Genomic DNA, 12969 nt, shown 5'->3' with positions numbered 1-12969 from the left:
CCACCGACCCGGGAGCCGCCATGAGCCAGCGCGAACCGCTGTTCAGCCGTCTGACACCCGGCGGGCTGCGCAACTACCTCGACACCCTGCGCGGGGAGTCGGTGGGCGGGGTGCTGCTCGTGGTCGCCGCGGTGATCGCGCTGCTCTGGTCGAACTCGCCCTGGAGGGACGCCTACACCGGCCTCCGCGACCTGGAGCTGGGCCCCGCTGCGCTGCACCTGGACCTCACCGTGGGCCAGTGGGCCTCCGACGGGTTGCTCGCGATCTTCTTCTTCGTCGTCGGCCTGGAGCTGAAGCGCGAGATCGTCGAGGGTGAGCTCCGCCGTCTGGGCACCGCGATCGTCCCGGTGGTCGCGGCGGTCGGCGGGATGGTGGTGCCCGCGCTGCTCTTCCTCGCGGTCAACACCACCGCCGAGGGCGGCGGGCCGCACGGCTGGGCCATCCCCACCGCGACCGACATCGCGTTCGCCGTCGCTGTGCTCGGCATCGCGGGCAAGAAGCTCCCGACGGCGTTGCGCGCCTTCCTGCTGACGCTCGCCGTCGTCGACGACCTGCTCGCGATCCTCGTGATCGCCATCGGCTACTCCGACGGCATCGCCCTGCTGTGGTTGCTGGCTGCCGCCGCGGCGGTCGTCCTGTTCTGGCTGCTGCTGCGAGCGGGCCTGACCCACCCACTGCTGCTGATCCCGCTGGCGTTGGTCGCATGGGCGCTGCTGCACACCTCCGGTGTGCACGCGACGATCGCGGGGGTGGCGCTCGGGCTCGTGGTCCCGATCGCGCACGCGGAACGCCTCGAGCACCGGTGGCGACCGTTGTCGGCGGGCTTCGCGGTCCCGGTGTTCGCGCTGTTCGCGGCCGGGGTGGCGGTGGCGCCGGCCGCGCTCGCCGAGGCGGTGGCCGACCCGGTGGCGCAGGGCATCGTCCTCGGCCTGGTCGTCGGCAAGCCGCTGGGCATCACGCTGACCACGTGGCTGGTGTGCCGGTTCCGGGGGGTGTCGCTGGCTCCCGGGCTGCGGTGGGCGGACGTGGTCGCGGTCGGCACCCTGGCCGGGATCGGGTTCACCGTCTCGCTGCTGGTGGCCGGGCTCGCGTACGGCGAGGGAAGCCCCCACACCGAGCACGCGACGATGGGCGTGCTGGCGGCCTCGCTGCTCGCCGCCCTGGTCGGAGGTGCGCTGCTGGTCTGGCGCGGCCGCCGTCACGAGCTGCGGCGGGCGGCTCAGGACGCGTCGGGGATCTCGTAGGGCAGCCGCCGGGTCCGTTCCGCGCGCTCGGCGGCGCGTTCCTCCTCGGCCACGGCCGACCGGTACTCGCGGTCGCGCCGCGCGACCAGCACCGCCGCGATGAACCGCTCCGGGTTCGTGCCCCAGGGCGGAGGCGGCGAGACGTAGGGCTCCATCGACGCGGCGAACAGACGGGCCCGCTGCTCCCGCACCGGAGGGTTCATCATCGCGGTGCGCGACAGGAACAGCCGGGCGTAGAGCGCGAGCTGGTCGGGCAGCCGACGGATGTCGGCGACCTCCGCCCAGGCGGCCAGGTCGGGCGGCATCAGCAACGGGGCGAGCGCGTCCTCGGCGCCACGCACCCGGATGGCGTACGTACCCGCCAGCAGGTCACCCAGGCGCTTGCTCCGCTTGTTGATGATCGCGACGACCACCGCCAGACCACCGAACGTCAGCCAGATCTCGACGACGCCGAGCATCGCCCGGACGAGCGCGTGCCGGAACCTGACCGGTCCGCCGTCGTCCCGGACGACCCGGATGCCCACGGCGAGCTTCCCGGCCGACAGGCCACGGGTGAGCGACTCCACGGTGGTCGGGAGGGCGACCATCATCGTGACGGTGACCACCACCATGAGGATGCTGAAGTGCGCGGTGTTCTCGATCAGCCGGGACAGCCCGAGCAGCAGCGCGAAGCTGACCGCGGCGTAGATCGCGAGGTCGACGACACCGCTCATCAGACGCTGGGCGACGTTGGCCGGGCGCAGCTCCAGCGCGACCGCCTCGCCGGTGACGACCAGCCCTGCCACGACCGGATCGCCGGCCGGGGTCATCACGCCGTTCGCCGCAGGTGCGGTCGGCGCGGTCGTGGACATGGCTCCAGGCTAGTGCTCGAGGGCGTGCGAGGATGGCGCCGTGGACGTCGACGCATTCGTGGCGGTGCGCTCCTCGCGCTGGGACCGGCTGCGCGACCTCACCCGCTCGCGACGGCTGAGCGGGCCCGAGGCCGACGAGCTGATCCGGCTCTACCAGGCCACGGCCACCGACTACTCGCGGGTGCGCACGTCGGCGCCCGACCCCACGGTGCTCACCCGGCTCTCCAACCTGCTCGGTCGCGGCCGCAGCCTGATCGCCGGTGCGCACGAGCCCGGCTGGAGCGACGTCGTCCGCTTCTTCGTGGTCTCGGTCCCCGCCGCGTTCTACCGGGTGCGGTGGTGGACGGTGGCGATGATGCTCGCCTTCATCCTCATCGGGGTCGCCACCGCGTGGTGGACCTTCACGCACCCGGAGCTGCTGGCGGCCATCGGCACCCCCACGGAGCGGCAGCGCTATGCCGAGGAGGCGTTCGCCTCCTACTACTCCACCTACGAGCCCGGCACGTTCGCCACCCAGGTCTGGACCAACAACGCCTGGATCGGTGCTCGCGCGATCGCGCTCGGACCCACCGGGATCGGGCCGATCTACCTGCTGGTCGCCAACGCGATGGCGATCGGGCAGGCCGCCGCGGTGCTCGCCGAGTTCACGATGCTCGACGTGTTCTTCGGCCTGATCCTGCCGCACGGGCTGCTCGAGCTGTCGGGCATCTTCATCGCCTGCGGCGCCGGGCTGAAGCTGTTCTGGACGTGGGTCAGCCCCGGACCGCGCACGCGGGCGCGCGCGATGGCCGAGGAGGGCAGGGCCATGATCACCCTGGTCATCGGGCTGACCGTGCTGTTCCTGGTGTGCGGCCTCATCGAGGGGTACGTGACGCCCTCGGAGCTGCCGACGGCGGTCAAGATCGCCATCGGAGCGCTCGCGCTCGCGGTCTACTGGGTCTACACGCTGGTGCTCGGCCGCATCGCGGTCCGCCACGGTGAGACCGGTGACATGCGGGCCGACCAGCTGGAGGACACCGTCGCCATGGCCGGCTGAGGCCGCGCCGTCCGAGGGCCTGCGGGCAGAACTGGGCGCGCATCACGGCGTCTCGGGCGTGTGAGCGCTCGCACGCGTGACCAGCGACGACTTCTGCCCACCACCGGACCGGTCGGGCCGCCGTCCTTTCAGAGCCGGCCGGCAGCCTTGAGGGCGAGGTAGGTGTCGGCGAGGGCGGGAGCCAGGTCGTCGGGGAGCCGTTCGACCACCTCGACGCCGGCTCGACGCAGCTCGACCGTGACGGCGCGGCGCTCCAGCCCCGCGCGCTCGGCCGCCGCGGCGTCGAACAGGTCGGCCGAGGTCTCGCGACCCCGGCGCAGCGCCTCGGCCTCGGGATCGGTCGCGGACGCCACCACCACCTGGTGGTCGCCCGCCAGCGTGGCGGCGACCTGCACGAGACCGGTCTCGACCGAGCTCGCCTCGACGGCGGTGACCAGCACCACCAGCGCTCGCTGCGACAGCCGGTCCCGCACGAGCTGGGCCACCAGCGTCCAGTCCGGCTCCACGAGCCGGGGGTGGACGGGTGCGACGGCGGCCGCCATCGTCGACATCACGGCCGAGGCGTGCGTGCCGCTCACGCGTGCCCGCACCTCCCGGTCCACGGCGACCAGCTCCACCCGGTCGCCCGCCCGGGTCGCCAGCGCGGTCAGCAGCAGCGCGGCCTCGATGCCGGCGTCGAGCCGCGGGGCGTCGCCGAGGCGGGCGGCGGACAGCCGCGCGGTGTCGAGCACGATCAGCACGCGCCGGTCGCGCTCGGGGCGCCACGTCCGCACGACCATCTCCTGACGGCGGGCCGTGGCGCGCCAGTCGATCGCACGGACGTCGTCGCCCATCACGTACTCGCGGAGCGAGTCGAACTCGGTGCCGGGCCCGCGGACGTTGACGGCGCTACGACCGTCCATCTCGCGCAGCCGCGCCAGCCGCGACGGCAGATGGCGGCGCGAGGAGAACTCGGGCAGCACCCGCAGCGTCCCCGGCACCGGGATCGATCGCTGCCTGCCGGCGATGCCCAGCGGCCCGAGCGTACGGAGCGTCACGCGATGGGGCAGCAGGTCGCCGCGCCGCACCGGCAGCAGCGGGGTGCTGACCCTGCGCGCCTCGCCCGGCTGGATGTCGAGCGGGTGCCGGTTGCGCTCGGCGCCGGCCGTCGGCTGCCAGGCGTCGCGGACGACACCGCGCAGCCGCCGCCCACCGGTGTTGACCAGCGTGAGGGTCGAGGTCGCAGGCTCGGTCAGCCGCACCGCCGGCAACCGGCCACGGGTGATCGCGACCTTCGCCGGCGAGGCCGCCAGCGCCGCGTCCAGGATCACGAGCGCGAGCCAGATCAGCAGCCAGGTACCGACCGTCGCCATCTGCGGCAGCAGCAGCACGGGCACCAGGCCCAGTGCTGCCAGCGCGACGGCTCGCCAGGTGATCGACATGTCTGCTCGGCGCTCCGCTCAGCGCGGGACGGGCACGGTCGCGAGCACGCCCTCGAGGACCGAGGAGGTGCTGACGCCCTCGAGCTCGGCCTCGGCGCGCAGCTGCACGCGGTGCCGCAGCGTGGGGAGCGCGAGCGACTTGACGTCGTCGGGCGTCACGAACGTGCGGCCGGTCAGCCACGCCCACGCGCGCGAGGTGGCGAGCAACGCCGTCGCACCACGGGGCGAGACACCCAGCGACAGCGACGGCGAGGTGCGGGTGGCCCGGCAGATGTCGACGATGTAGCCGAGCACCTCCGGACCGACCTGGACCTGGCGCACCTCCTCGCGGGCCTGCGCGAGGTCGTCCGCACCGGCCACCGGGGAGACCCCGGCGGCCTGCAGGTTGCGGGGGTCGAAGCCGTCGCTGTGGCGCTGCAGCACGCCGATCTCGTCGGTGCGCTCGGGCAGCGGCAGCACGAGCTTGAGCAGGAACCGGTCGAGCTGGGCCTCGGGCAGCGGGTAGGTGCCTTCGTACTCGACCGGGTTCTGGGTGGCGATCACCACGAACGGGTCCGGCAGCGGGCGGGGCGTGCCGTCGACGCTGACCTGTCGCTCCTCCATCGCCTCGAGCAGCGACGCCTGGGTCTTCGGAGGCGTGCGGTTGATCTCGTCGGCGAGCATGAGGTTGGTGAACACCGGGCCCTCGCGGAAGGAGAACTCCGAGGTGCGCGCGTCGTAGACCAGCGAACCGGTCACGTCACCGGGCATCAGGTCCGGCGTGAACTGCACGCGCTTCATTTCGAGGTCGAGCGCGGCGCCCAACGTGCGCACCAGCAGCGTCTTCGCCACGCCCGGCACGCCCTCGAGGAGCACGTGGCCGCGGCACAGCAGCGCGATCACCAGACCGGTGACCGCCGCGTCCTGACCGACGACGGCCTTGGCCACCTCGGTGCGCAGGCTGGCCAGCTTGGTCCGCACCTCGGAGCCGGGTCCCTGCTCGGGCGGCAGCTCGGGCTGCGCGAGCACACCGGTCTCGGACCCCTGCTGCTCCGGTTGCTGGGGGTCGTAGCCCTGGGGTGCGTAGGGACCCGGGCCGTAGCCGTAGGGCTGCTCGGACTGCTGCGGCTGCTGCTGCTGCGGCGGCCCGTAGCCGTACGGCTGCTGAGGCTGCTGCTCCGGCTGCTGGGGCTGGTACGGCTGCTGGGGCTGGTACGGCTGCGTCATGCGCGCTGGACCTCGCTTTCGAGGGTGTCGAGGGCTTGGGTGAGAGAGCCGAGGCCCTCGTCGGTGGTCGGGGGTGGTCCGTAGAGGACGTCGAAGATCGACTCGTGGCTGCGGCCGCTCGCCCGTGCGAGGGTGTCGACGACCTGGTCGCGGCCGGCGTGGCTCGGCAGCCCGACCCGACCGGCGACGCGGGCGACGAAACCTGCGCGCAGCGCCGCGGCGGCGTGCGCGTGCGCACCCGCGCGCCGGTACAGACGCCCGCGGCCGCGGGTGGTCTCAGAGGCCTTGACCTGGACCGGCAGCGGCTCGACGACGACCGGACCGAGCCGGCGCCCGCGCCAGAGCACGATCGCGACGCCGACGAGGAACAGCTGGAGGACCACCGGGGCAGGGAGGGGGAACTGGTCGGCGAGGGTCTCGGTGCCGAAGCCGTCGTTCGGGTCCGGGACGTACCAGACCAGCCGGTCGTGCGCGCCGAGGGAGCGGAGCACCAGCGCGGCGTTGCCGGCCACGGGCAACCCGGTGTTGGTGAGCATCCAGCCGTCGGTGAGGACCCGCCACGTCTGGTCGCCCTCGGTCCAGGTGGCGTACAGACCGCTCTCGCCGGCCTGGAAGCAGGTCTCGACGTCGCCGCTGACGACCGCGCCGCCGGCGGTGATGCTCTCGGCAGCCACGGCGTGCTCGTCCTCGCAGTCGACCGGCCGGCTCGCCCGCTGCGTGTAGGAGTCGATCTCGATGCGGTCGGTCAGGGCGCTGAGGCTGCCGCCACCGAGGTTGGCCAGCACGATGTCGGCCTCGACCTCCGCGATCGCCTGCTGCTGCTCCGGGCGCAGGGTGTCGGCGTCGAGCACGAGCAGGGTGCTCCCGGCCTCGGCCTCGGCGATCGCCGCCGCGGTGGTCCGGACATAGGTCACGTCGACGCCCTGCTCCTCGAGCACCTGTGCCGCGGCACGCGCGCCACGTGGGTCAGGGTTGTCGGGGGCGTAGGCCACGTCCGAGGTCCTCCGGGTGGTCAGCTGGGCGACGAGCACGGCGACGAGCAGCAGCGCGACGACAGCGACGACGATCGTCACCGTGCGGCGGCGACCGGCGGCGGTGCTCGTCTCGGGTCCTCGCTCGCCCGCGCCGTAGCCGCGCGCGACGATCGTGGGAGCGCTCGTGGCGGTGTCCGTGCTGCTCATCGTGGCGCCACCAGCTCGCTCTCGGCGAGGTCACCGGTGCGCGAGGGGCGCGTGCCGGCGACCTGGCGATCGACCCCACGCAGCCACGCGTCGTCGTCGGCCGTCGGGACGAGATCGCCGTAGCAGACGCCGTCGAACATCTCGGCGGCGCGCCGCAGCGCGTCCGCGCAGGGCGCGAGCCGGGCGCCGGCGGCGATGGCGGCCTCGTGGGCGGTGCGGCCCTGCCGGTCCTCGAGCACCGCGCGCTCGTCGAGGGAGCGGACGATGGCCCGGTACCGCTCGAGCACCGCCGTGCCGTACTCGCCCGCGGCGGCCGCGGCGTCGGCGGCTCTGCGCAGCGCGGCCGAGGTGCGCTCGTCGCCGTCGAGGACCTCGACGCTGCCCTGCCCGCGGCGCAGGCGGCGGCGACGGATCGGGCCGCCGACGAGCAGCGCGATCCCCACGACGACGGCCAGCACCAGCAGCACCACCAGCGGCATCAGCACCGGACCGAGCGAGCCGCTCGAGTCGAAGATCCGCTCCCACAGGTCGTTCAACCAGTCCAGGAACCGGTCCCACAGACTGGGGGAGCGGTCGTAGATCGCCTTCTCCAGCTCACGCTCGGCCCACGAGCGTGCCTCGTCGGCGTCGGGCGTGAGCGGCGGCTCCCGCGGGACCGCGAGGCCCAGCAGTCCCGGACCGTGCACCTCAGACGCCCTCGGCCGCCGCCGCCGCGAGCTCGACGTCCAGACCCTCGCGGCGGATCCGGATGTCGATGTACAGAAGGGCGATGACGCCCGCGACGAAGGGGGTGGTGATCGCCGCCGCCACCACGGTGCCGACCAGCTGCGCGATCGTCATGCCCGTGACGCCGCCGATCACCTGGCCGAGCATCCCGATCGGCGCCGACACGATGCCGGCGACGATCGCCACGAGGATCGACGTCAGCAGGTAGATGCCCGCGATCCGCCAGAACGAGGTCCGCGTCAGCTGCCAGGAGCGCCGCACCGCGGCAACCACCCCGGACCGCTCGAGCACGAGCACCGGGGTCGCCAGCACGGTCGCGACGACCACGAACAGCAGCGCTGCGATCGCGAGCACCAGCCCGAGCAGCGCCAGGCCGAGGGTCAGCCCGAGGTCACCGCTGGCACCCGCGACGAACGCGGGCACGAAGCACACGATCATGACGAGCGCGGCGGCGATACTGATGAGCAGCGTCAGCGCGATCAGCTTCCACAGCTGCGGCCGCACCAGCTTCCACAGCTCACCCAGGGGAAGTGTGCGCCCGATCACCGACTGGCTGACACTGTGGATGAGCACGCCGTTGAGCGCCGTGGTGACGACGAAGCTGACGACGCCGCTGAGCAGGCTGGGCAGCAGCGAGGCGCTCAGGGTTCCGTACAGCTCATCGAGGTCCGCCTCGGTCGGGGTCTGACCGGCCCACCGGTTGAGCTCCTCCGACAGGCCCCACGTGAACGCGCCCTGGATGATGGTCACGACCGCGACGACGACCGCCGCGAGCCCGAACATCACCAACGGGTTCGCGCGGATCGCCTTGAACGCGCCGTCGTAGATCTCGCCCATCGTGAGCGGCCGCAGCGGGATGATCCCGGGCTGTGCCACCGGCGGGAACGGGCCCTGACCGGGCGCTCCGAACTGGCCGTAGGCCTGGGGCGAGCCGTAGCTGGGCACCTGGGGCGCGTCGCCCCAGCCGGTGCCCTGACCGTGGTACTGGTCCCCGCCCCCGGGCGGCGGCGTCGGTGTGCTCACTGTTGTTCCCCTTGCTCACATCCTCGGGCGCCCATCCTCGCACGCACGCCGGGCGCGGGGGCCCGCGGGCACCGCTCTGGGGCGCTGCGGCGTTGCCCGGGCACCGAACCCGGGCCCTGGTGCGACCATAGGGCCATGAGCCCACGCGTCCTGGTTGTCGATGACGACGCCGCGCTGTCGGAGATGATCGGTATCGTCCTGCAGTCCGAGAGCCTGGAACCGGTCTTCTGCTACGAGGGCACCGGCGCCCTCGAGGCGTTCCGGTCCAGCCAGCCCGACCTCGTCCTGCTCGACCTGATGCTCCCCGGCATCGACGGCATCGAGGTGTGCGGGCAGATCCGGGCGGAGTCGGGTGTCCCGATCATCATGCTGACCGCCAAGAGCGACACCACCGACGTGGTCAGCGGGCTCGAGGCCGGCGCCGACGACTACATCGCCAAGCCGTTCAAGCCCAAGGAGCTGGTGGCGCGGATCCGGGCCAGGCTCCGCCGTCACGACGGGCCGGACACCGAGCGCCTCCTGATCGGCGACCTCGTGATCGACGTCGCCGGGCACCGGGTGACCCGCGGCGAGGAGGTCATCAACCTCACCCCGCTGGAGTTCGACCTCATGGTCGCGCTCGCCCGCAAGCCGTGGCAGGTGTTCTCGCGCGAGGTGCTGCTCGAGCAGGTCTGGGGCTACCGGCACCAGGCCGACACCCGGCTGGTGAACGTGCACGTGCAGCGGTTGCGCGCCAAGGTGGAGCAGGACCCGGAGAGTCCCGAGGTCGTCGTGACGGTGCGTGGCGTGGGCTACCGGGCCGGAGCCCCGCCGGCGCGATGAGCACCGGGGCTGAGCGGGCGGTCCCGCCGTGGCTGGAGCGGTTGCGCCGCCGGGGCCGCTCCGCGTGGCGGCGCACCCGCGCCCGGGTCCGGGCTCTCGCGCGTGCCTGGCGCCGGTCGCTGCGGGTGCGGGTGTCGGTGACGACGGTCGCCGTGGGGCTGATCGCCCTGCTGACGCTCGGGGCCGCGCTGTCGGGGCAGGTGCGCGACGCGCTCTACGACACCCGTGGCGAGGAGATCCTCACCGACGCCGCGGTGCGCGCAGAGCAGGTCCAGAGCGCCTTCGACTCCTCGAACGCGGCCCGGCTGCAGGACGTCCAGCAGCTGGTCTGGGACGTCCTGAACTCGGTGCGGAGCACCGGCGGGCCGTCGGTGCTGCTGCTGCGGCTGCCGGGTCAGGGCACCCAGTTCCCGGAGTACGTCTCGGACTACGACCAGCGCGCCCTGATCAGGGACGCCCTGCGCGAGGCGGTCCGCGAGCAGGACACCCAGATGTGGCAGCCGGTCGCGATCGGCACCGCCGACGGCGTGGAGCCGGGCATCGCCGCCGGCTCCCTGGTGACGCTGCCGATCGCGGGTGAGCACGAGCTCTACTTCGTCTACAGCCTCGCCGAGGAGCAGGCCACGCTCGACCTGCTGCAGCGCGTGCTGCTCGTCGGCGCGTTCGCGCTGGTGCTGCTGCTGCTGGTGATGACCTGGTACCTCACCAAGCAGGTGCTCAACCCCGTGCAGCAGGCCGCTCGGACCGCCGGCCGGCTCGCGGACGGGCTGCTCGACGAACGCATGGACGTCCACGGCGTCGACGAGCTGGCCGTGCTGGCGCGCTCGTTCAACGAGATGGCGCAGAGCATGCAGGACCAGATCGAACGGCTCGCGCACCTGTCGACGATGCAGCAGCAGTTCGTCTCGGACGTCTCGCACGAGCTCCGCACGCCGCTGACCACCATCCGGATGGCGAGCGAGGTGCTGAACAGCGCGCGAGGTGACTTCGGTCCGACCGAGGCGCGCTCGGCCGAGCTGCTGGCCACGCAGCTCGACCGGTTCGAGTCGCTGCTCGCGGACCTGCTGGAGATCTCCCGGTTCGACGCCGGAGCAGCCACCCTCGACGTCGAGGAGGCCGACCTGCGCGTCGTCGTCGAGCGCGTGATCGACATCGTCGAGCCGCTCGCCGAGCAGCGCGGCTCCCACATCGTGAGCACGCTGCCCGACCGGCGCGTCCGCGTCGACATGGACAGCCGCCGCGTGGAACGGGTGCTGCGCAACCTGCTGGTCAACGCCGTCGAGCACGGCGAGGGCGAGCCGATCGAGGTGCTGATGGCCGCGGACGCGCGCGCGGTGTCGGTGCTCGTGCGCGACCACGGCATCGGCATGACCGCGACCGAGGCGGAGCGCGTGTTCGACCGGTTCTGGCGAGCCGACCCCGCGCGGCGCAGGACCCTCGGGGGCACCGGTCTGGGGCTGGCGATCTCGCTCGAGGACGCGCGGCTGCACGGTGGCACGCTCGAGGCGTGGGGATCGCCCGGCGAAGGAGCCTCGTTCCGGCTGACGCTGCCGCTGCGCGCGGGGCTGGAGATCCAGCAGCACCCGCTGGAGCTGCGGCCGCCGCGGGAGCACGTGGAGCCGGAGGTGCACCGGGACCCGGCCGGCCCGCACGCGCTGCCGGACGACTTCATGGCGGAGATCAGCGAATGAGGACCCGACGACTGCTCGCCGTCGCCACGGTCGTGCTCGTGGCGCTCACGGGCTGCCTGTCGCTGCCCACCGACGGCGGCGTCGCGGAGGGCCGCGGGGGACCACCGGTCGACAGCGGCATCGAGGTCGTCGCGCCCGGCCCGGCGGAGGACGCCTCGGAGGAGGCGATCGTGCAGGGTTTCCTGCTCGCCTCCAGCTTCGGGCTGGGCGACGACTTCGCACGCGCCCGCGAGTTCATGACCGTCGCAGGCGCCTCGCAGTGGAACTCCCTGGGCGGCGTCACGGTGTACTCGGACGCGGTCCCGCTCGAGGTCACGGTCGAGGGTGCGGTCGCGGGATCGGTCGGGAGCTCGGTGACCGTGGCGGCGACCGTGGCGGCGACCGTGGCGCCTGACGGCAGCTACACCGAGGCGGCGCCGGGAACCCGGCAGGAGTTCCACTTCCAGCTGGTGCAGATCGCGGGTGACCAGTGGCGCATCAGCCAGCTCGAGGCGGGCGTGCTGATGAGCGAGGTGACCTTCGGGACCCAGTACCGCGAGGTGCCGATCTACTTCCTCAGCGGGGACGAGGAGCCGCGGTTCGTCCCCGACCTGCGCTGGTTGCCACGCTCGAGCGCCGTGCGGGGTTCGGTGCGCGCGCTGCTCGGCGGACCCGTCGACTGGCTGACCTCACCCGCCGTCGTCACGGCGTTCCCCGGCGGGACCGAGCTGGCGATCGAAGGGGTCCAGATCGACGACCGGGTCGCCACGGTCTCCCTCAGCACCGAGTTCCTCGACGCCAGTGCGGCCGACCGGGCGTATGCGCAGAAGCAGCTGGCCGAGACCCTTCGGCAGCTCGGCCAGGTGAACCGGGTGCAGATCAGCGTGGACGACAACGTGCTGCCGATCGAGGAGTCGCTGGCCCCGATCGAGGCCACGCCGGTCCCGGTCCGCGGCCCGGTCGTGGCCACGGGTGAGGGGCTGGGCCTGCTGAGCGGCAACGGCCTCAGCCAGCTCGCCGGTGGCTACGGCGTGCCCGGCGGGCTCGACGCGCTCGCGCTCCCGTACGCGGCCGGCCCCCTCGTGGGGCTGGTCGGCTCACGCACCCTGGTCGCGCTCGCCGAGGGCGGCGGGGAACCGACGGTGCTGCACGCGCCGGACGCCCCGCTGCTGGCGCCCTCCTACGACGCCCACGGCTGGGTGTGGACCGGCCCGACCGGGACCGCGACGAACCAGGGCCAGCTCGTCGTGGCGAACCCGGTCGCCGGCGCGACCGAGGCCGTGGCGGTCCCGGACCTGGCAGGCGCGGACGTCGTCGCCATCCGCGTCAGCCGCGAGGGCGCCCGGCTCGCCTACGCGGTCAGGACCACCACCTCGGTCATCGTCTACGTGGCCGCGATCGAACGGGACTCCTCGGGTCGACCGGTCGCCGTGTCGCAGGGGCAGCCGATCGGAGCGCCGCTGACGAACGTCCGCGACCTGGTGTGGGTCGACGACGTCGAGCTCGGGGTGCTGGGTGCCGACGGCGAGGCGGCCCTCACGGTGCTGCTCGTCGGGGTCGGCGGCCAGACGGCGCCGCTGCCCACGGTCGAGGGCGCCATCGCGGTCGCGGCCGGCGACGGTCGACGCGAGCTGTTCCTCGTCACGGCCGCCGGTGATCTGTACGGCCGCAGCGGCAACGGGTGGCGACGTATCGACGAAGACGAAGGGGTGCTCGCGGCGGCCTTCGCCGGGTGATCCACAGGACGCCGCGACGTGCCGCTGTCCACAGGCGGGGCTCGCACCGGAGC

At 73.3% G+C, this 12969-nt stretch carries 11 protein-coding genes; 5 read left to right on the top strand and 6 right to left on the bottom strand.

The annotated features are described in order from the left end of the window. Window positions 1–20 precede the first annotated feature (20 nt). Window positions 21–1244, top strand: a complete 1224-nt coding sequence (gene nhaA, locus GPA04_RS12965; protein ID WP_156224589.1) for a Na+/H+ antiporter NhaA — start codon at window positions 21–23, stop codon at window positions 1242–1244. On the opposite strand, the gene GPA04_RS12960 is transcribed toward nhaA, so the two are convergent. Then, entirely contained in the window at window positions 1220–2095 is an 876-nt protein-coding gene (locus GPA04_RS12960) for an RDD family protein (RefSeq protein WP_241680773.1), read from the bottom strand. The genes nhaA and GPA04_RS12960 overlap by 25 nt on opposite strands. A gap of 40 nt (window positions 2096–2135) precedes the next feature. Here GPA04_RS12960 and GPA04_RS12955 point away from each other — a divergent pair, with 40 nt between their 5' ends. Beyond that, window positions 2136–3131, top strand: coding sequence for a stage II sporulation protein M (locus tag GPA04_RS12955; protein ID WP_156224588.1), 996 nt, complete (start codon window positions 2136–2138; stop codon window positions 3129–3131). A 128-nt stretch (window positions 3132–3259) separates the two neighbouring features. On the opposite strand, the gene GPA04_RS12950 is transcribed toward GPA04_RS12955, so the two are convergent. Genes GPA04_RS12950 through GPA04_RS12930 form a run of 5 tightly spaced genes read right to left on the bottom strand, consistent with a single transcriptional unit; the run spans window position 3260 to window position 8688 of the window. After that, complete coding sequence (locus GPA04_RS12950; RefSeq protein WP_156224587.1) at window positions 3260–4552, bottom strand: DUF58 domain-containing protein; 1293 nt, start codon at window positions 4550–4552, stop codon at window positions 3260–3262. 18 nt (window positions 4553–4570) lie between these two features. Further along, window positions 4571–5758, bottom strand: coding sequence for an AAA family ATPase (locus tag GPA04_RS12945; protein WP_241680772.1), 1188 nt, complete (start codon window positions 5756–5758; stop codon window positions 4571–4573). After that, on the bottom strand, window positions 5755–6939 hold the full coding sequence (locus GPA04_RS12940) for a DUF4350 domain-containing protein (RefSeq protein ID WP_156224586.1): 1185 nt from the start codon (window positions 6937–6939) through the stop codon (window positions 5755–5757). The genes GPA04_RS12945 and GPA04_RS12940 overlap by 4 nt, the downstream gene beginning before the upstream one ends. Further along, window positions 6936–7625 (bottom strand): DUF4129 domain-containing protein, encoded by a 690-nt coding sequence (locus GPA04_RS12935; protein ID WP_241680771.1) that lies wholly within the window; start codon window positions 7623–7625, stop codon window positions 6936–6938. Before GPA04_RS12935 ends, GPA04_RS12940 begins: the two co-directional genes overlap by 4 nt. Window position 7626: 1 nt before the next feature. Continuing rightward, a complete protein-coding gene (locus GPA04_RS12930; protein WP_156224585.1) occupies window positions 7627–8688 on the bottom strand; it encodes a DUF7847 domain-containing protein in 1062 nt (353 codons plus the stop codon). Window positions 8689–8823: 135 nt separating this feature from the next. Here GPA04_RS12930 and mtrA point away from each other — a divergent pair, with 135 nt between their 5' ends. Genes mtrA through GPA04_RS12915 form a run of 3 tightly spaced genes read left to right on the top strand, consistent with a single transcriptional unit; the run spans window position 8824 to window position 12916 of the window. After that, window positions 8824–9510 carry an MtrAB system response regulator MtrA gene (gene mtrA, locus GPA04_RS12925; protein ID WP_156224584.1) on the top strand — a complete coding sequence of 229 codons (687 nt, stop codon included), beginning with the start codon at window positions 8824–8826 and terminating at the stop codon, window positions 9508–9510. Then, a complete protein-coding gene (gene mtrB / locus GPA04_RS12920; RefSeq protein ID WP_156224583.1) occupies window positions 9507–11201 on the top strand; it encodes an MtrAB system histidine kinase MtrB in 1695 nt (564 codons plus the stop codon). The genes mtrA and mtrB overlap by 4 nt, the downstream gene beginning before the upstream one ends. Continuing rightward, window positions 11198–12916 carry an LpqB family beta-propeller domain-containing protein gene (locus GPA04_RS12915; protein WP_156224582.1) on the top strand — a complete coding sequence of 573 codons (1719 nt, stop codon included), beginning with the start codon at window positions 11198–11200 and terminating at the stop codon, window positions 12914–12916. The genes mtrB and GPA04_RS12915 overlap by 4 nt, the downstream gene beginning before the upstream one ends. The last annotated feature ends 53 nt before the right edge of the window (window positions 12917–12969 follow it).

The organism is Pseudactinotalea suaedae (assembly GCF_009733815.1).
In the GTDB taxonomy this organism is placed as follows: Bacteria; Actinomycetota; Actinomycetes; order Actinomycetales; family Beutenbergiaceae; genus Pseudactinotalea; species Pseudactinotalea suaedae.
Note: the sequence above shows the minus strand (reverse complement) of the source record. Positions and strands in the feature narration are given on the sequence as shown.